The following is an 18,502-nucleotide window of genomic DNA, read 5'->3' as shown; positions in this document are numbered from 1 at the left end:
TTGTCAATGTGTGAGCGACGCCCGCATCCGGTAGCGGCCATCCTTGAAGCTGTCGAACAGCTGGCGCACCGTCGGGTGATCGACCGGCCCGCCCTGCGGATCGGCGATGAGGTTGCCCTGGCTCACATAGGCGACATAGGAGCTGTCGTCGTTCTCGGCGAGCAGGTGATAGAACGGCTGATCGCGCCGTGGGCGGATGTCCTCGGGGATCGACTGATACCATTCTTCCGAGTTGGCGAAGACCGGATCAATGTCGAACACCACACCCCTGAAGGCGAACAGGCGGTGGCGAACGACGTCGCCAATGCCGAAGCGTGCACGGGTCTGACGCGGGGCGATGATGGTGCGGCCAGCCTGGCTCGAAAAGAACTCTGCGCGTTCCATTGCGCCAATATGGACCTTTGCCGACGCAAAACAAGCACCGCATTTGTGCGGCTGCGAGATATGCCCGCATTTTGTGGTGATCCGGGTCTTGGCAAGCCGCGCGCCTTGGGCTAACGGGCGCGCTTCCTGTTGCCCGCCGCCTGCGACCAAGCGGCCTTCAAACGCGCAACAGGCCTCGCGGAGAGGTGGCAGAGTGGTCGAATGCGCCGCACTCGAAATGCGGTTTACCGGCAACGGTAACGTGGGTTCGAATCCCACCCTCTCCGCCACCGGGCTTTCCAATCAGGTCCAAACGCATCCAAAGAGTGTAGCAAGCCCTTTACAATACAGGGTTTTGGCGTCCAATCCGTTCCAGCTCAATCCTTCCCTAGCCAGATGCATCTCGGGGTAGATTGGGGGTAAGGAACTCTAGCGATTGGGGGTATTGGATGCTTACGGACAAAGGCGTTCGCGCTGCCGCACCGAAGGACAAAGCGTACAAGGTATCCGACAGCGGCGGGCTCTTCCTGCATGTCTCGCCGAAGAATCATAAATCGTGGCGCTTTAAGTATCGGCTGGATGGCAAAGAACAGCTCCTTACCCTGGGGACCTATCCAGAGGTCTCGCTCGCCGAGGCACGGGAGAAGCGCAACGATGCACGCAAGCTGCTGCGGGAGGGCCGCGACCCTCGAGTTTCTGCCAAGCGGGCCAAGTTGGTTGGCGATAGCGGCACCTTCCAAACCTTTGAACAGGCAGCCCGCGAATGGCACACGGTCCAGAAGCCCAGGTGGAAACCAGTTCACGCCGATGACGTGATCACTAGCCTTGAGCGGGATATCTTCCCGCATCTGGGAACAATGCCGATGGACGTCATCGACAAACCTCTCCTGCTTTCGGTCCTGAGAAAGATCGAGGCGCGTGGCTCGATCGAGACGGCCCGGCGGGTAAAACAGCGGGTGGCTGCCATTTATCGCTATGTGAACGCGCATGGCGCTGGTCTCGAGAACCCGGCGAACGACTTGAATGACGCGCTGGCGCCCCTCCCGCCCTCCAAGCGTTATCCGGCGCTGCTGGACGTGGGCGCTATTCGAAAAATGCTTGGAGACATCGACCGGGCTGGTGCCTCTCCAGTCACCCGCCTCGCAGGCCGGTTCCTTGCGCTCACAGCCCAGCGCCCTGGGATGGTCCGACACTTGGAATGGGGCGAAATCAGCGGTGTGGACTGGAGCAATCCGTCGTCGGATGTCAGCGAAGCGCTCTGGACGGTGCCTGCAGAGAAGATCAAACAGGAGCTGCACCTCCGCAGCGACGAGGCGTTCGACCACAAGATCCCGCTGGCGTGGCAGGCCGTCGAAACACTGCGCGCTGTTCGCCTTCTGACCGGCAAGGCGCCTTTCGTGTTCCCCAATGCCCGTTCCGGCACTGTAGCTATGACCGAGAATGCGATTGGTTACCTCTACAACCGCGAGGGCTATAAAGGACGCCATGTGCCGCATGGCTGGCGCTCGAGCTTTTCAACCATCATGAACGAGCAGGCCGAACGCGAGTTGGGTGCTGACGTTCGACTGCTTGCCGACCGCCTGATCATCGACCTGATGCTGGCCCATACGCCCGCAGGCATGAGCGCCACCGAATTGCGCTACAACCGGGCGCGCTATATGGATCGCAGACGCGAGTTGGCCAAGCGGTGGGCGAATATGATCATGGAAGGCGCACTACCGGCCACTGAAATCCTGGACAGCCCCCGTCGCAAACGCCGCTAGCTTCCCTATCCTCCGCCCTGGGCTGCTTTTTCTTCGATCCATGCGAGCACCGCGCTTTTGCGCCAGACGGCCCGACCACCAAGGACGATGTTATTTGGAAAACCGTCGCTTTTGATTTTGGTGTAGATCGTGCTTCGCTTGAACTTGATCAGCGCCTCGACCTCCGGAAGAGTCAGCAACTCATCACCGACCGCGAGGGACCGCGACAAGCTGACTTCCGTGTCGCCTTGGGAGCTTTGCCCGTGCGTTTCGAGAGCAGTCTTCGCCCGGCGAGCAGCCACTGCCCTCGCTGCACGCAGTTGCGGATCAAGCGCGGCCTCGAGATCGCGACTGTTAAGGCGACCGGATGACTCCAAACCAGCAAGCCACTCGTCAAAACCAGCGCTGTCGACGAATATCCGGTGTGTTGGCCGTGCGTCGGGCTTGGCCCACAGCTCGAGGTTGAAAGCCCCAGTTGCCATCCTCGGCAGGGGATCATCGGTCTCCCACATGCTTGCCGTGATCGCGACAACCTCGCCGCCGCCTAGCGGCCGCGCGAAGGTCGCAATTCTTTCTCTTAGGAACTGCCCCGTCAAAAACGCGGCATCCATATTTACCAGATGGCGGCAGGCGTCGTTCTCGCCTTCGTCTTCAGGCGCGGCGAAGATTTCCGGAAGCTCGTGCGGATTGAAGCCCTGTCGGACGCGGACCAGGTCGCCGAAAGCTTTGACCAGGGATATGCGACCCGCTGATGTCGCAAAGGCTTGCTCAGCGTAGGGCGACCATGGCGTGATAAATGTCATTCGAACCTATAGCGATTATGAGCTCGCGAGGAGCTTATCGTCACAGATGACGTCCGCTTTCAAGAGTATCCTGTGGTTGCCCAATCGGTGCGCGATTAGGTTTCGTGGACAAAGCTTGACTGGGGTCTCGCTCGATCAGGGTTGTCTTTTGAAGTCAGCCTCGGGCGGGCGGATCGGCCCTGCCTACAAAGAATGGGATGTGGCCGGGCCAATTCTGCCGCCTGAGCAGGGTCGGGGACATCGCCCGGCGCAGGATAACTGCCCCTATTTTGAAGGCATGATGTGGATCGCGCGGACCGGCGCACAGTCGCGGCATGTGCCCGACGAATATGGCAAGTGGAACAGCGTGTTCCGACGCTATCGGCGATGGGGCACGGCCGGCGTGTTCCATACCATGCTCGAAACGCTGGCCGAGCTGGTGGGCAGGGATACTGCCGCCGACACGATCCATCGTACCGTGGTCCGGGCACATGATTGTGCTGTCAGCAAAAAAGGGGACTCAGCAAATCGAGGCGCTTGGCCGATAGCGCGGCGGCTTTACTACCAAGCTCCACGCAAGGTGCGATGCCAGAGGTCTCCCGCCCGGCTTCGCACTGACACCGGGGCAGGTGCCCGATGAGCGGGCTTTGCTTCGCTGTTCCGCATGATAACCGACCGGATCGAGGCCTTCCTAGCTGATCGGAGATACGATGCGGATGCGATCCGCGAGGAGATTTAGGCCGCAGTCCTCGAGTTCGTAAGCCCGACCAAGGTCAACCGGCGCGACTCCGTCCCGCACGACCGCGCCAAACACAAATGGCGCAACCTGATCGAGCGCCGGTTCAACAAAATCAAGAACTGGCGGCGCATCGGGACCCGCTACGACAAAACCAAGGACTCCGACCTCAGCTTCGTTGCTCTCGCATCAGTCGAACTGTGGATGCCCTCTGGCTACGAAGCCTAGCTATCACGGCCCCTTGAGCGGGGCATCAGCAAGCGCCATTTCTGCCGCTGACGCCGATTCTGATCGTCGACAAAACCCCCATCAAAGAAAACTTTTAAAAAAATGTGCCCAACATTTCTCCAAATGCCGGACCCCATTCTATAACTAGTCTTCGACCAAAGGAGGCTAGTTATGAGACCTGAAAATACTGCCGAGAGTGATACTACAAAATCGTGTCTCGACACTCAAAAGGTAAAGCGCAGGCGGCGCCCGCAGACAAGTGCCGAGAAGGCTGCGCGCCAGGAGAAGCGCCTGCGCGATCAGTACGGTAACAGCCTCCTCGACCCGGACGAGCCGTCGCTGCACGGGCTGAACGCCGCTGCCATCCTGTGTGCCCTCACCCTGCTACGGCAGGCGTATCGCAAGGGGAGCGGGGGCAAGCCCAAGAGCATCGCCGACAAGGTTGCACGCATTTGTACATTGTCGGCCGACCACCGAGGGCTTCTCCTGAAGTGGCTCACCTGGGCCAAACCGCGGCGGTGGGTTCTGCAGGAGGAAAGGCGCTCTGCGGTCGTCGCTTGGAGTAGTTCACGCCCCGACAACGCCGTCGTCTGGACAGCCGCCTTGGATGGGCAATGGCGTGCGCAAATTCAGGGCGTGGCGGCATCGCAAGAGGCTGAGGCAGCCCCAAGGAAGCCGTCATTCACGTCCAGTCATTCGCGCGAGACACATCATCCCAGTGCTCATCACCTTCCGCAGGCAGGCGTGGATCTGCCGCGCTCAGAACCGATACCGGCAGCCCGACTTGCTGAGGCGGCGGGCCCCTCACTGGAAAAGAACGATTCCGCACACCTTTCGGGGCTGTCGGCGCCTTCAGGGGGCGAGTCCGTTCGAACTGTCACTTCGGAGCCACCTAAAGTTCCAGCAGCGCCAAGCCAGTCGCCGCGGGTGCACAGCCTTGCGTCACCGGCGATGGCGAGTGACTCCTTGCCTTCAAACACGAGGCGCGAAATGTTTGAAGGAAAGGCAATAATCATCCCAGATTTCCCAACCTTCTTTTTTAAGTCAGGTGCGCACAAGGCCAATGCATTACTCAATGCTATCAAGCCGGGCAGTTTCAATGAACGGGCGTTTCGATCTGCGATAGACGCTCTTGTCGATCATAGTGAAGAGCTGGACGAATTTTGCAATCGCGGTCCTCAACAGCGAAAGCTTATAGACGGTATCTTCACTCAGATCGGAGTGAAGCTTCCATGAAAAGTTTCATAAAAAGGGGCCTAAGCATTTTGCAGGAAGGGCGTGTGTGCCACACACTTGGCGCCATCGTGTCGCTTGCGCTTCGTGACGGCGTTGTAATTGCTGCCTTCGGCAAGTTGAAGATGGAGGATATGCATGTCCTCGTCTGACAGCAAAAAGGTGACAAAAAAGCCGCGTGTTGCCGTTTATTTCAGCGAGGAAGAATATGCCGAGCTTGTTCGTAAAGCGGGCGGCCGGAGCCTCTCCGAAATGTGCCGCGAGCGTATCTTGTTGAGCGCGAACTACCGCGATCCGCTGTTCGATGTCTGCGCGAAAATGAATGCCAGCGCTGCGCAAATGAAGCGTCTGCGGGAGGTGCTGAAGCGGTGGAATGAAGAGAAGTGGGACGTCCTTCTGGGCGGACCTGACGTGCGCCATATCGAGGTCGATCCGCAGTTCCTTGAAGACGTAAACGAGGCGTTCCGGATCATCGGGAAGTCCCTTAAGCTCGCCGAAAAGGCGTCTCAGGCGATCTCATCCAGAGTGCAGAGCGATCGCGTAATCCAGCTAACAAAGTCGGGGAAACCCCGCCCATGATCATCAAAATGTGGCGCTATCAGGCGCGCGCCAAGAAGGTGGCTGGCGGTGCGACGGCGCAAAATCTGGCGTTCGGCACCTCGCTGTCTTCTGGTCGCTACATCTTTGGAATTGGTGAGGGCAATTCGGATGTTCAAATAGGCGATCTGGTGAGGCCCGTTGGCGATTATGTCGCAGACTTTGATCGCGCGCCAGATCGCGTTGCTGGGCGCTATGCCTACAACCTCACAGCAGAGGAACCCGAGGCGCAGATCGACGAGCTTGCCAGCCACGCGGCGAGTGCCGGGCTCGAGCGGTTCTGGCACCTGGTAGTGAGCCACCGGCCCGGAGAAGAACTGACCGACGAGGAGAGGGAGGCAATCCGGCGGATCATCGCCAGGGTGCTGTGCGTGGAGGAGTGCCCCATGATCTGGGCCACCCACCAGGACACCGATCACCTGCATGACCATGGCCTCATCGTATCCTTCCTTGCGGATACGAATGAGCCGGTCGCCTTCGGCGAGGGATGGTGGAAGGAGAAGGCCCAGATCGCGATCGCCATTTGCGAGTATCGTCTTGACCTCGCGCCAGAGCCGAACCGCCGCTACGTCGCTGACGACACGGGTGTCTATCACCTCCTGACCCAGACGAAGGTGGCCGACGCGGAGGGCAAGCTGCTGCTTGATCGCAAGGCCATGCGCACCATGCAGCGCGATCATGGCGAAGCGGTCCTCAAAAATGAGGCGCCCGCTGGCTTTGAACCGGGTCAGCCTTGGACAATCAACCGATCCGCCCAGATGCTTGCAAAACCCTGCATCGAGAAAGCCAAGTCGTGGCAGGAAGTCCACAAACGTTTGGCTGGGATCGGCTATCGCTATGTGAAGGTTGGCAACACGGGGGTGCTTGAGGCGGTCACCGTTGCGGGGCGCTGGAGTGAATGCGAAGGCCTGCGCTGCGGAGCGGGTGATGCCTACGCCAACGCTGCTCTGGGAAAACTATCGAAGCGGCTAAAGGCTGACTACGTCCCGCCTGCTCCTGACCTTGCAGTGCGGGCCTTCGTTACGCCCTCCTACAATGCGCCCGAAAAGGCCGATGCGGCTGACCAGGCAGCCCGGAAGGAGGAGCTCTCCGAATACAAGGCGCTCATCGAAGGGCTCGAGACAGAATATAAGGTCAGATACAACAAGAAGCTCGTCGCCGAGAAAGGTGATGGTGCCAATGCGGCCCGTAAGCGGCGCAAGGCAGCGCATCAGGCCGAATTGGCTGCTGTCAAAGCGCAGCGGCAGAATGTCGTCACGCCATCCAAGATCACGGCCGCCCGAGGGCCCAAGGCCTGTACGCAGCCAAAGCCCGAGGTATCTGCGCTATTGTGGGGCGAGCCACGGCAAGCGGGCGAGACAACCGATGTTGGCAATCGTCCGCGCGACCATCTGGATGACCACTATCATGTCGTGCCAGGGAAGGATGAGACCCGTTACTATCTGGACGGGCGGCTCGCCATTATCGAGCGTGCGCGCACGATCCAGCTTCTGATCGCTGCACGACAGGCACGAATTCATGCCGTCCAATTGGCGCAGTCCCGCTTCAGGAAACTTCGCCTGGTCGCCCGCCAGAAGCTGCGCCAGTCTCTGGCCCGCATTGCCGCAGAACTTGATATCGAACTCTTGCCGCAGCGCCTCGCTGATGCGGTGATGGACCATCGCACGAAAGTCGCAAATCAGCCGGGTTCTGGGATCGTGGAACGTGCTCGCACGTGGTCCAGGCACCGGGACAGGCTGGTGTTGTGGAGATCGAAAACCCGCCAGGACCGTAAGCGCCGGGCGCAAGACGCCCTGTCATTTGATCGGGAAGCCATCCGTGATTTTCGCAGGCGGAATGATGCCGAGTTGAATGCCCCCTGGCAACCTAACCCTCCGCCGGACGTCAGTTTTGCCGCACTGCGCACGCTCGACCGGATCGACCGAAACCAACTTCATCTGGTCCGTTCCCGCTACAATGTCGACGGCGCCCGTTTTCTCGACGATTCTTCGCTGCGCGCGTCCTACCGCGGGCGGGAGCGTCAGATCATCCTGCCCGTCGTTCAATCTCGCCTTGAGGCGATCGAGGCTGTGCAGATCGAGCAACGGCGTTGGATTGCCGCAGCTGTTCTTTCGGAGCGTGTGAAATTGAGCGATGGCAACCTGAGCGCCAGCCAAAAGGGAGACAAGTGGGCTGAGACGTTCTGGGATGCGCAGAAGGACGATCCCAGCTTTCAGCGCCTGCTGGCGGTGTCCCGGATTCGTCCTGATCGCTTTGCCTTCAACCTTGATGAGCGACCAGAGGTGCGTGCGTGGAGGGCAGTGCGTGCTCGCGGCGATGAGCGGCTGATCGGTGCAATGGCCGAAGAATTCTTCGCCGCATCCGTGCGGCATGGAAACAAGGTCGCGACAGACGCCCGTGATCGCAACGTCGCCGCGCCGCCAAAGGCTGCTGATGTTGCGTGGTCTTATCGCCACGAGCTGTTCGAAGCGATGAGCTATGACGAGGCCGAGGCCCTGCGCCGCACCAAAGGGAGCTTCGCCGAGACCTATCAGGGCCATGCTTACCGCAAGTCGGGCGAACCCAATCGAGACTGGCACAAGCGGACCCGGGCTTATGCACGAAACTTCGGGCCGAACGGGGGACGTTACAGTAGATAAGAGTTTGATTTTCAGAAGGATGTTTTGGGCTAAGGTGCCTTGCCGTGAGTGCCTGCCGCAATAAATCCAGCGAAGCCAGCGAAGCCAGCGAAGACAGCGAATGTCGCATTTTTCGCCGACAAGATGGAAGGAGACGACCTCTGCCGACCGGCGCGCTGCTCATAGTGAGCAGGCGCAACGAGCCTTGCGCATGGCAGTCATCATGCCTGTATCGCCTCCGATGGAGAAGAGTGGTTCATTCACCAAGTCAGTATTTGGCGAAATGGTGCTTTTTGTACATAGACACAATTCAGACTAAGAAATCACAGGCGATCCGGGGTTGCTCTCTTCTTTTAGAGAAGGTTGCTCCATAAATAATGTTCAACTTTTATTTAAAAAAGGACCTTGAAGGTTTTCGACTCGGGAGCCATAGAGTCCTTTGAACGTGTCCGCATGTCCGGCTGCGCGCTGGATGGATCGATCCTGTGCTGGGCGTTCCGGTCGAGAGTGGGAGATGTCCCACGGCTTCGGCACCCCTAACTTTGACCGATGGGAGAGGTGCGCCTTGCGCGCATCTCGACGCCTCGGTTTTCGACAAAAGGCCGGACCCATGCCCCCCAAGAGTATTGCTAAATCAGGAATATACTGTCCCGTTCAAACGAGAGATATCGGCCGCCCGCCGTTTGATCTCCTTGCCGAGGTCACGCGAGCTCGTATCGCAGAAGCGCTGACGCCCGAAGTGCTTGCTTCCTACGCTGGCTGTGCTGCGGCCGACATCCGAGACATCGAAGGGGGAATAGGCCGCGTGGAGCATCTCGCGAGGGTGATGGACACACTGAAAATCGACCTAACCGGGATCAAGCAGGGTGTCATGCTGCACGATCGATTGGTTGCAACCCGCGAGGCGAAGAAATGGACGATTGAGAAGCTGGCTGAGCGCTCGGGGCTCGCGATCCCAGTTGTCGCCGATCTCGAAAGGGGCGTTGGCCTCGTGGCGGATCTACTTGTTGTCTTGAGGATCCTGGCTCCTGTATATGGTCGTCGGTCAAGTCCATTGGCCAAAGGTGCGTCTGACAAGGACTCCCGCTTCACACCGAAGCATGTTGTCGACGCGATTGAGGTCGCATTCGGCAAGGTGACCTTTGATCCATGCGCACATGCCCGCAGCCCGATGCAGGCGGCACACCAGATCAGACATTCAGTCGGCGGAGATGGGCTTGCAACGCCTTGGGAAGGGCACCTTGTCTTCGTGAACCCGCCCTATAGCCAAGCGTCCAAATGGCTCAAGAAGGTCAATGTCGAGTGGCAGGCAGGAAGGGTCGGTATCCTCCTGTGCCTCAGCAATGCGAAAACCGATTCTGCTGACTTTCACGATGCCTTGCAGCGCGGTGCCTCGGTCTTTCTCTTCAAGGGGCGTCTAAAGTACCTGAAACCGGATGGCACCAGCGAGCCATCCCCGCAGGCGTCAATGATGATCGCGCTCGGCACAACTCAAGCTCAGCGCGAAGCATTTGCGCAATTGGTCGATGGCGCGTGGTTGGAACTTCGCGCATAGGGGACTGATATACGGAAGGTTTTAATGGCTAAGGCACATTGCCCTGAGTGCCCCCACATCAAGATCTGCGAAGACTGCGAACTCAGCGAAGACTGCGAATGTCGCATTTTTCGCCAACAAAATGGAAGGAGATGATCGCGTGCGTGACAAAACTACCCAGGCCGACATTGATGCAGCTGCCGATCAGCTCCTCAAGGAGCATGGCTATGACATCGACAAGGTCATATCCAATCAGGTCGCCGTCCGCATCGGCATGTCCAAGGCCAATGGTGCCTTAGGCGAAGCGGTAGCGGACTGGAAAGAGCGCAGGATCGCCGAAGGCGTGCCTTACGTGACCAAGGCTCCGCCAGAGATGGATGCCGTCCTCGACGTGACATTCGAGACTTTCCGCCGTCTCGCCAAAGGTCTGGTTGGCAAGTACCGCGCCGAGGATGCCGAAGCCCATGAGCGGGACGCAGGCAAGTGGTCTGAACGCTTCGATGATCTTGAGGCACGCTACAACGAACTTCGTGGCCGATTTGACGACGCAGAACGCGCCCGTCTGACTTTGGCCGAAGAGAACTCCCGGCTTGTAGCGGAACTTGCACAGGCACAGGCCGGACTCGGCAAGGCGGAAGCTGCCCGCGATGAGGCCAGAGAATTCAACAATCGGCTTTTGGCCAACCTTGGCCAAGGGTCTGCATCGTCCGATGGTGCCGAACAGGCGCAAACCGAGCCGGATGCTCAGACCGCGTCTCCGAAGCGGGGACGCGGTCGACCAAGGAAGGATCCCAACGTACCGTCGAAGGGTTCTTCGTCAAAGCCTCAGGCTGACGACTTTTTGCCCGGGCATGATTGGGAGCAGACATCTGCCGCGGGCAGCAAGGGTGAAGATTGAGCGGCCTTCCTCGCCCAATCGAGGCGCTCGGAAGTGGCTCTTTTTTTGCCGCCAAAGAGGAAAAGCCGCGCCTGCGCGCAGCCCGATAGGCTGAGCCCGCAACACCTTACGGATGCGCTTGTCAGAGCGCCCCTTTTTTGTCGCTACAGCTGGAAAAGAGGCCAGCGCTCCCGTGCGCGCGCCAAAGCATAGCGGGCCATGCCTGCCGGCAGGACCACCAAAGCCGATATGATAGTGAAGGAGATTTGCCGGGTGAAACCGGCATAGGAGAGGAAAAGAAGCTGTGAGCGTAACGGCTCGGCCTTCGCCTCGCCGGTTTCACCAATACCATTGGAGAAACCGTAGCATGAAGTCATCACATCATCATCTCGATCCGGTCGGCGAGGCCCTCGCCGACAGGCTTGCCGAATACCCCGACTACCGGATCCTGCGCGCGCTTCCGCCGCCATACGCGTCAATGCCGGCAAATGGTTCGCCGCCAGTAGGGCGCTGCATTGCCCTACTCGATGTGGAAACGACCTCGCTCGATGCGGCGACGGGAAGCATCATAGAGCTCGCGATCAAACTCTGTTGGGTCGACGGGGACGGCAACCTGCTCGGCCATTTCCCGATTTTCAGCTGGCTGCAGGATCCCGGCCATCCGCTTGATGAGAACATCGCGCAATTGACGGGCCTCACCGATGCAGATCTCGCCGGGAAGGCGATCGATGATGAAGCGGTCAGCCGCCTGCTGGACCGAGCAGATCTGCTCGTTGCCCATAATGCGCGGTTTGACCTCGCCTGGATATTGCAGCGCTGGCCCGATCTTTGGGAGAAACCATGGGCATGCTCGTGCAGCGAAATTCCGTGGCAGTCGCTCGGGCTCGAAGGTCGCTCCCAGCATCATTTGCTCCTGCAGCATGGTGCCTTCACCACCGCGCACCGTGCTCCGGCTGATGTGTGGGCGCTCTTCTGGTTGCTGCAGCAATCGCGCTCAGATCCTGAAAGGGGCCAGGGGGATGCTGCCTCAGCCGAGCGCACACACCTTCAGCGCATGCTTGCGGCCAGTGACCGCGAGACGATCAGGGTGGACGCCGTGAACGCCCCCTATGCGAAGAAAAACCTGCTTCAGGCCCGCGGTTATTCCTGGGATCCTCACCTTTTGCGAAAGGTCTGGTGGCGGGAGATCCTGCCCGAAGCGGTCGAAGCTGAACAGCTGTGGTTCCAGCGAGAAGGCCTGCCTGCGCCGCGGCTGATGCCGATCACCGCGCGTGAGCGGCATCGCTGAATAACCCCCTCAATCCCATCACCATCACACCCTCAGAAGGCCCGCCAGTTTGGCGGGCCTTCTGCGTTTCAAGGAGAATAGAAATGAACGAATTCAATGACACCAACAGAGTCATCGGCATGGCTGCCGATCCGGTTTCGACCGTTGCCGAAGGCGCATTGGCAGCAGCGCTTGAGCGTGATGCGGCCATGTTTGTCTCTCGGGCAAAGGGCAATGGGCCTGAGCAGCACCGGCCGCTCCGCCTCGTCATCGCCGATTTCGAGTTCGCCTACGACCGAATTCGCTATGCCGGCTATGCCAGTAGCGAGGGCAGCGACGCTCGTTACGATATCCGCTGGCCGTTCCACCGCGTCGCCTGCGGGAGCTGGATGATCCTGCGTTTAGATGCGGGGTCCGAGGCTCCGATGGTCGAGGAATTCACCTGCATTGCAAATGACCAGGCCGACGAACTTGAGATCGCCACGCGTCTGTTCGGCACGCTTGAGCGTTATGCTGATGCCCCGTTGGTCACATGGGGCGGCGAGGGGAAGGATCTCGCCGTCTTGCGCCGGGTCGCGAGCGAGGCGGGCATGTTGCTGCCGCCGCAAATTGCCGACCCGCATCCTCATACCCGCCTGCGCCTTGACCTGTGCAAGGCCGTGTCAGGCGGCGCCCGCTTTCCGCACCTGCCCGAATATGCCGCCGGGTCCGGTATTCCAGCCAAGCCCACGCCGGCCAAGGAGGTGGGGCCACTGGTGGAGATCGGAGATTGGGGCAAGGTGCGTGATCAGTGCCTGGCCGATGTGCTGGCCGCCAGCGTGATCGGCCTGCGGCATCTGGTCTCGCACGGCGTGATCGCCTGCGATCTTCCCAAGTCCTTTGCCGCATTGGCCGATGCGGCAGGCCGGGCCGAACCGGCGAGCCCCTTCATCCGCAACAGCTTTGCGCCGTGGGCGTGTCAGATGCTCGCGGCAGGACGGCTGAGGGGCGTCGTATACCGGGCTGCGTAGCGCCGAAGTTGCGCGCCTCGCCGCCTGATTTCGGCCCAGCCCCCGACAAGGAGAACCTCATGACCTCACCATGACCGCAGCTGCCCGGCGTTCTGCGCGCGCCGGGAGTCGATGTAGGATGCGCAGATTCTCATGCCTGTCCGAACGGCAGGCCATCCGCCGCAGGTCCCATCCGGACCCTGCGGCTTTTTTGTATCTGAAGGAAATCTATAGATGACCAAGTCAACCAAGCCTCCCCGCCGCGGTGCGGGGAGCAAAAGCCGCAGCCTGGTGCCGGTAGCACCGCGCTTCACGACCATTGCCTTGCCCGAACGGCTGATCCTGGGCGATCACGCCATCGACCCCGAACAAGTCACGCAGATCCCTGAGCGCCGGCCTTATGGGGAAGGGCCATGGCGTGATGAGCCCGACAGGATCGCCTGGCGCGATCCCGCGACCGGCTATTCCTGTCTGATCCTGCGGCAATCCGATGGCACACTTTCAGGCTATGTCGCTGTCACCCCATCGCACCCGCTGTGGTGCTATGAGCGGGACGCGATTCCGTCTGACCTTGGCATCTCGCCGCACCGGGGGCTCGATTATTCGGCGTTGTGCAATCAGGACGGGCCGCCGATGCTTCAGATCTGCCACGTGCATCACCACGCGCGGTCACGCCAGCACGTTCCTACCACGGCAGACAGTGACGCCAGCGGCGGCCGCGATGCATGGTGGTTCGGGTTCAATACGAACAAGCCGGGGGACCTTCTGCCCCACGGCTACGCGCGCAACGATCACAACAGGGAGGCAGGGCAAAAGGTCTACCGCGACCTGGCCTATGTCGCCGGAGAGGTTGTCGACCTTGCAGCTCGGCTGAAGGCGCTCGAGGATCAAACGGCCAGCCTTGGTGGTGACGCAGTTGCCGGGGCGGGTGTGCCGCTTGTCCTTGATGCCAAGCCCAAGGCACTGCTCCCGAGAAACGGAGGCGGCCATGACTGATTTCGCACCTGATCCCCGCGGCTATGCTGCCCGGCGCAATGAGCACCATCCGTGGGGCTATTGGGCTCGCCAGGATCCCGCAATCGATGGTCTCATCGACGAGGATGGGACTGTGTGGCCCAGTCTGCGCCACTACTTCTGGCAAGCCCGCCTCGGAATGCCAAGCCTCGGCTCCTATAAGGTCGACGACGGCTGCGAGCTGCTGCTGAGCATTCTGCACGCCTTGATGAACAGGATGACGGGCTTCGAGGCCGCGGTCGCCGACCTGTTCGGCGGGGGCTGGCAGAGCCAGCGCCACTACATGGCATGGCTGCAAGGCCAGGGAATGATCAAGGACCGGGAGGTGACCGTCGAGGGGCGGGCGGCGGCGCGAATGCTGGCCGCAACACGGTCGGTCAATGCCCCCGATCTTGCCCCGCTCGACTTTCCGACGCTGGCCGGCATGAACGGGCTCGACGGCGGCAGAACCCGAAAAGAGCGCGAACAGGTCATGGCGGCACAGGAGGCGCTGGGCAGGGCACTACGGTATCGGTTCGTGCGCGAACCGGTCGCAGGCAAGGCCGGGATCAAGCTGATCGGGCACGAAATGGGGGACGCCATCCCGCTCACGCGGGTGCTGTGGGCGTTGTCGTTCCCCGATGATTATGCCCGCGACCGGCTGTTTGGCTGGCTGGCGCACCATCTCGACCGCTGGCAAGCCTGGGGTGAGATGGCGGCCGAGGGCGGATCACGGGCACTTACCGAGCATCTGCTGCTGCTCCGCTTTGCGGACGAGAGGATCGATCTCGGCTGACCATTGGAAAGGGGGTGTTGCCGCTCCGGCAGTATCCTCTTCCAGCACATCGAACGCCGTCGCCTTCATCGTCGGCGGCAAAACCACCCATCATCCCGCACCAGCAGGCGGCGTCTCCACACAGGCGCCGCCTGTCTGCGTTTGCGGCTCAAGGAAACACGAACAACATGAAGCCCATGCCTCATCCCCAAACCCTGATATCCCTCTCGATCATCCGCACCCACCCCGAAACCGACCCGCGCTCGGCCATCAGCTCGCTCGCGCTGTTCACGGTGCACCGGCGTTCTCGCCTCGATGTCGCCTTCGCGCTTGAGCATCATTTCTTCGATCCCGAGGATGATGCCGCTGACATCCTTGCGGGTGCTGCTCGCTCCATCCCCGCCGATGCTATCGTGCTGATCAGGCAGGCGCGCCAGGCACCGGTGAATATAGCTGGCCCGTCGACCGATGCTGTCTTCCTCGCTCAGGCGCTCGACACCAATACCGTAATCGGCTTCGATGCCGACGAGCACGAGCTGGCCGAAGCCGGCATATTGATCGGGCTGGACATGCCCGGGCGCGGATCAACGCCGCTGCGCTGGCGTCGCCGGGCGCCGCTCCATGCGCAGGCCATGTGGGTGATCTATGCCGCCTCGTTCTGTTCCGCCAAGGAGCAGCGGGCATTGTTCTCTGCACACCTCGCATGGTGCGCGCTCCAGCGAGCGAGGATCTGCGTCTGATCTGAAGGGATCGGAACGCTGGCTGACGAACGTTTGATGCCGCCATGCTTAGGTTCTTCTTACCCCACAAAACCCAGCGACAAAGGCGGGAAGGTGTACCCCACCAACGCGCGGTTGAAGGCGGACGTGTCCAACTGCATCGATTGCTTCTAAGGCTCTACCCGGCGCCGCTCGCCCCCTTGGTTATCTCCGTCCAATCGATGGAGCATCAGAACCTGAAGTAGCCGAAATGAGGGCAGCTTGGTGCCCATCAAACCAGCAGCGGGCCACACCATTGCAGCGTGACCATAAACGGCCAAATGCTTCGCAGAGTCATTCGTCTCCGGGGATGAATGCGTAGTCGCTGCCGTTCGCAAGAGCGGCGATCATTGCATTCATCACTTTCTGCCCGAAGCTATGCTCCGCTTCGGCAAAGGCATCCATCTTTTCGCCAAGTGCCTTCTTACCCTCCAGTAGGCCAATCAGGCTCATGCGGACGCGGCGGGCATATCCACCTTTTTCGACCCAACCCAAAAAGGCCGAGCGCAACTCTGAACTCTGAAATCTGTGTCTGATGACGACAACTTTCCTATCGGGGAGCAGGCACACTGTCACAGTCACAGCATTCTTGTGGCCAGGACTTTTGGCAATGATCACGTCAACTACGTTTTCGAAGTAGTCTTTCTTCGTGATGGAGCTGAGGATGCCGTCAAGAGCCGGCCCTTCGGTTTGCTCGCAGGCCTTGCGCCATTGCGCCCATTGGTGTTGGTGCTCTCCGATAAGGACTGCGATCGAGAGAAACTTATCCAACTCGAAAGCTCTGAAGTGATAAAGAACTTCCTCCCCGCCGTCAGGATGCCGTGCTGTGAACGAGAGCCTGTATTCGTCGTTCTGGTCATATCTCCAATAACAGTTGCCCGTAGCATTTTTTAGCATACCAATTCCTTCATTTCATGCAATGACCTCAATAATGAACAGATATAGCAATATTATAGTTTAATAAAATATGCAACAAATAATTACGTTTCGCATTCATGTCGTCGTTATAATAAAATTTTTTGGCGCACCTCTTGATAAGCATATAGTCGCCAGTTGTCATGTTTGCTGAGGCTTCGAAATTTCGTTGTGCCTATCTCGCTTGGAAATTGCGTCCCATCAATTCACCCAATGTATCTTCGACTGCCTTGGCGCTTTTTAGTAAGAGTGTCAGAAGCAAATTGATGCACGTGACGTGTGGAAAATGCTTATTTGAACGCCGAAATTTGGCTTGAAAGGGGAGGGTTCTGAGACGGGAGACTTCTTGCCCGATTGCCGCATTTAATCAGGCGTTTATGCGCCCCCATCGGGCGTCAGAGGGCCGGAATGGCTCAGGAAGGAGGGCCAAAATGGCCGAACACGTCTCAATGGTCGGATACACCCGCGTATCGAAAGCCGATGGCAGTCAGGTCCATCACCTGCAGCACGATGCGCTCATCGCCGCGGGCGTTGATCCCAAGCGGATCTACAAGGACAGCATGTCGGGTACCCGGGATAGCAGGCCGGGGCTGGATGCATGCCTCACCGCGTTGGCCCCCGGGGACACGTTGGTGATCTGGAAACTCGACCGGCTTGGCCGCAGCCTGCGCCACTTGGTCAACACCGTCGGCGAGCTGACCGCTCGCGGCATCGGTCTCAAGGTGCTCACCGGCGAAGGGGCGATGATCGACACGACCACGGCCAGCGGCCGCCTGATGTTCGGGATATTCGCGGCGCTGGCCGAATTCGAGCGTGAGCTGATTGTCGAGCGCACGAGGGCTGGCATCGCTGCGGCGAGGGCAAGAGGCCAGCACTGCGGACGTCGACCCAAGCTGACCCCAAAGGAGATCCGTCTGCTCCATAAGGCCATGGGCGATCGCCGGAAACGCGTCATCGATGTCATCAAAGAGTTCGGCATCTCGAGGGCGACGGCGTATCGCTATATTGGCCCGAATGGCGAACTTCGTGAATTTGCCAAGCGCACGCTGAAGATGCAGGGGGAGGGGCGGGGGAAGCGGTCGTAGGCAAGCGAGGCCTGGTGCTGGATATGGATGACGGGCTTTGGGACGTTTCTGCCGTTCACTCGCGACTTGTCGACCGGCAGGTCCGGCCAACAGCGGTCACTCTGGATTTGCCAGACCATGACAGTCGGATGACAGAGATTTGGTCGTTTGCGGACTGGTAGCTTTCGGGCAACCGTCTCAACAGCAGACACCTCCCCCGCAACAATAATTGGAAGCTTGTCCGCGCGAAACCGCTTCAGCGCTACTCACCCCGTGAATTTAGGGGGTTCAACGTGGAAATCGTGTTCGAGCGCTTTTCCGATGGCTTGTTCAGAACTTGCGGAGTTTAGCGATCCTCGAAAGATCGCCGACTTTCACCACGAGCGGATCGCGCTCTTCATATGCAACCGCGAGGTTGTGGCCGTCGGCTTCGAGGTGAGTGTCCACGTTTTCCACGCCGAGCGCGCCTTTGTTGCCGATGACGACGCGGAACTCTTCTTGCCACGCGAATGCTGCTGGCTTGATGAAAGCCAAGCGTTCGGGAAGTGCCCAATCCGCGCCGGGTTCATGGTCCAACCCTCGATAGTCGATGGGGCCGGCGAATACGTTCGCGTGATCAAGTTGCGAGCGCAAACGCACATGGCGACGAATGCGGCCCACAAAGCCAAGGGAATGCTGGATTTCAACGCAGAAGGGGCTGTTGAACCTCGCGGCCAACTCCTCTGAGAGCTTGTTGCTCATGCAATAGACGTAGATATCGTTGACCTTCACCACCGAGACGAACGCCATGTTGTTTTGGAAGGTCCGATCACCCTGATTGATCGTCACGCCACCCTCGGGCTTGTAGCGCAAAAGTCCGTCGCTCGGATCGCGGCGCACTTCTTTGTCCTCAAAGACATGATAGGTGCCAAGCGTGCAAAAGCGGACGCGGCCATGCTCGATCAGATCGCGCGCATGCTCTTCCTCGCTAAAATACCTGAAGATCGCCATGGGCTAACTATCGGACATTTCGATTTTGTCCGCCAAACAAA

At 59.7% G+C, this 18,502-nt stretch carries 18 protein-coding genes and 1 tRNA gene; 14 read left to right on the top strand and 5 right to left on the bottom strand.

Features of this window, described 5'->3' with window-relative positions:
• Positions 1–3: 3 nt before the first annotated feature.
• Positions 4–384 carry a heat shock protein HspQ gene (gene hspQ, locus PS060_RS01160; protein WP_273984915.1) on the bottom strand — a complete coding sequence of 127 codons (381 nt, stop codon included), beginning with the start codon at positions 382–384 and terminating at the stop codon, positions 4–6.
• Between the two features lie 179 nt (positions 385–563).
• Here hspQ and PS060_RS01155 point away from each other — a divergent pair.
• Together PS060_RS01155 and PS060_RS01150 are read left to right on the top strand one after the other, a co-directional pair.
• Positions 564–653: transfer RNA gene (locus PS060_RS01155), tRNA-Ser, on the top strand.
• 159 nt (positions 654–812) lie between these two features.
• Positions 813–2,126 carry a tyrosine-type recombinase/integrase gene (locus PS060_RS01150; protein WP_273984914.1) on the top strand — a complete coding sequence of 438 codons (1,314 nt, stop codon included), beginning with the start codon at positions 813–815 and terminating at the stop codon, positions 2,124–2,126.
• A gap of 5 nt (positions 2,127–2,131) precedes the next feature.
• Here PS060_RS01150 and PS060_RS01145 read toward each other — a convergent pair whose 3' ends face one another.
• On the bottom strand, positions 2,132–2,908 hold the full coding sequence (locus PS060_RS01145) for a helix-turn-helix transcriptional regulator (RefSeq protein ID WP_273984913.1): 777 nt from the start codon (positions 2,906–2,908) through the stop codon (positions 2,132–2,134).
• A gap of 46 nt (positions 2,909–2,954) precedes the next feature.
• On the opposite strand from PS060_RS01145, the gene PS060_RS17020 reads away from it, so the two are divergent.
• The 6 genes from PS060_RS17020 (at position 2,955) to PS060_RS01120 (ending at position 10,731) form a co-directional block, all read left to right on the top strand.
• Positions 2,955–3,527 carry a transposase gene (locus tag PS060_RS17020; RefSeq protein ID WP_443112393.1) on the top strand — a complete coding sequence of 191 codons (573 nt, stop codon included), beginning with the start codon at positions 2,955–2,957 and terminating at the stop codon, positions 3,525–3,527.
• A gap of 495 nt (positions 3,528–4,022) precedes the next feature.
• Positions 4,023–5,087, top strand: coding sequence for a hypothetical protein (locus PS060_RS01140; RefSeq protein WP_273984912.1), 1,065 nt, complete (start codon positions 4,023–4,025; stop codon positions 5,085–5,087).
• Between the two features lie 135 nt (positions 5,088–5,222).
• Positions 5,223–5,663, top strand: a complete 441-nt coding sequence (locus PS060_RS01135) for a hypothetical protein (RefSeq protein ID WP_273984911.1) — start codon at positions 5,223–5,225, stop codon at positions 5,661–5,663.
• Entirely contained in the window at positions 5,660–8,320 is a 2,661-nt protein-coding gene (locus PS060_RS01130) for a relaxase/mobilization nuclease domain-containing protein (protein WP_273984910.1), read from the top strand. Before PS060_RS01135 ends, PS060_RS01130 begins: the two co-directional genes overlap by 4 nt.
• A 589-nt stretch (positions 8,321–8,909) precedes the next feature.
• Positions 8,910–9,854: a DNA N-6-adenine-methyltransferase gene (locus tag PS060_RS01125; RefSeq protein WP_273984909.1), complete on the top strand. Its 945-nt coding sequence runs from the start codon at positions 8,910–8,912 to the stop codon at positions 9,852–9,854.
• A gap of 139 nt (positions 9,855–9,993) precedes the next feature.
• Positions 9,994–10,731 (top strand): hypothetical protein, encoded by a 738-nt coding sequence (locus tag PS060_RS01120; protein WP_273984908.1) that lies wholly within the window; start codon positions 9,994–9,996, stop codon positions 10,729–10,731.
• A 143-nt stretch (positions 10,732–10,874) separates the two neighbouring features.
• Here the strand turns inward: PS060_RS01120 and PS060_RS01115 are convergent, their stop codons facing one another.
• Positions 10,875–11,087: a hypothetical protein gene (locus tag PS060_RS01115; RefSeq protein ID WP_273984907.1), complete on the bottom strand. Its 213-nt coding sequence runs from the start codon at positions 11,085–11,087 to the stop codon at positions 10,875–10,877.
• On the opposite strand from PS060_RS01115, the gene PS060_RS01110 reads away from it, so the two are divergent.
• From PS060_RS01110 to PS060_RS01090, 5 genes are all read left to right on the top strand, one after another.
• Positions 11,078–11,998 carry a 3'-5' exonuclease gene (locus PS060_RS01110; protein WP_273984906.1) on the top strand — a complete coding sequence of 307 codons (921 nt, stop codon included), beginning with the start codon at positions 11,078–11,080 and terminating at the stop codon, positions 11,996–11,998. The genes PS060_RS01115 and PS060_RS01110 overlap by 10 nt on opposite strands.
• 83 nt (positions 11,999–12,081) lie before the next feature.
• Positions 12,082–12,987, top strand: coding sequence for a hypothetical protein (locus PS060_RS01105; RefSeq protein ID WP_273984905.1), 906 nt, complete (start codon positions 12,082–12,084; stop codon positions 12,985–12,987).
• A gap of 213 nt (positions 12,988–13,200) precedes the next feature.
• On the top strand, positions 13,201–13,962 hold the full coding sequence (locus PS060_RS01100; protein WP_273984904.1) for a hypothetical protein: 762 nt from the start codon (positions 13,201–13,203) through the stop codon (positions 13,960–13,962).
• Positions 13,955–14,755: a hypothetical protein gene (locus tag PS060_RS01095; RefSeq protein ID WP_273984903.1), complete on the top strand. Its 801-nt coding sequence runs from the start codon at positions 13,955–13,957 to the stop codon at positions 14,753–14,755. The genes PS060_RS01100 and PS060_RS01095 overlap by 8 nt, the downstream gene beginning before the upstream one ends.
• Before the next feature lie 167 nt (positions 14,756–14,922).
• Positions 14,923–15,474 carry a hypothetical protein gene (locus tag PS060_RS01090; RefSeq protein ID WP_273984902.1) on the top strand — a complete coding sequence of 184 codons (552 nt, stop codon included), beginning with the start codon at positions 14,923–14,925 and terminating at the stop codon, positions 15,472–15,474.
• A 312-nt stretch (positions 15,475–15,786) separates the two neighbouring features.
• Here PS060_RS01090 and PS060_RS01085 read toward each other — a convergent pair whose 3' ends face one another.
• Entirely contained in the window at positions 15,787–16,389 is a 603-nt protein-coding gene (locus PS060_RS01085; protein WP_273984901.1) for a hypothetical protein, read from the bottom strand.
• Positions 16,390–16,838: 449 nt separating this feature from the next.
• Between PS060_RS01085 and PS060_RS01080 the strand changes: the two genes are divergently transcribed.
• Positions 16,839–17,492 carry a recombinase family protein gene (locus PS060_RS01080; protein ID WP_273984900.1) on the top strand — a complete coding sequence of 218 codons (654 nt, stop codon included), beginning with the start codon at positions 16,839–16,841 and terminating at the stop codon, positions 17,490–17,492.
• 309 nt (positions 17,493–17,801) lie between these two features.
• Here the strand turns inward: PS060_RS01080 and PS060_RS01075 are convergent, their stop codons facing one another.
• Complete coding sequence (locus tag PS060_RS01075; RefSeq protein WP_273984899.1) at positions 17,802–18,461, bottom strand: hypothetical protein; 660 nt, start codon at positions 18,459–18,461, stop codon at positions 17,802–17,804.
• Between the last annotated feature and the right edge of the window lie 41 nt (positions 18,462–18,502).

The organism is Erythrobacter sp. BLCC-B19, assembly GCF_028621955.1.
Classification (GTDB): Bacteria; Pseudomonadota; Alphaproteobacteria; order Sphingomonadales; family Sphingomonadaceae; genus Erythrobacter.
Note: the sequence above shows the minus strand (reverse complement) of the source record. Positions and strands in the feature narration are given on the sequence as shown.